This is a genomic window from Dellaglioa sp. CoH-57-MRSF-20 (assembly GCF_056781955.1).
Map to the genome: position 1 here is coordinate 1 of NZ_JBXAXV010000323.1, position 242 is coordinate 242.

Consider the following 242-nt stretch of genomic DNA (forward strand, 5'->3'; position numbering starts at 1 on the left):
GATATGCCCCGCCCACAAAATGACGGATAGGTCCTAGCCGCTCGACGAACACATTGTCGCGCCAACTGCCCTTGCCATCCATCGACAGCCGGACGCCTTTGCCGAGCACCATCTCAGTGAACGCGTCGCTGGTGAATTGGCTACCCTGATCGGTATTGACGATTTCCGGCTGCCCATACCTCGCGAACGCCTCTTCCAGCACGGCGACGGCATGCTCGGCTTCGAGCGTGATGGCTACCCGG

1 protein-coding gene is annotated in these 242 nt (G+C 60.7%); it reads right to left on the bottom strand.

Annotated features, from left to right (window positions below):
• Window positions 1-242 (bottom strand): DDE-type integrase/transposase/recombinase (locus tag AC1RPN_RS09175; protein WP_481763876.1); only part of this gene is annotated, 242 nt, incomplete at both ends.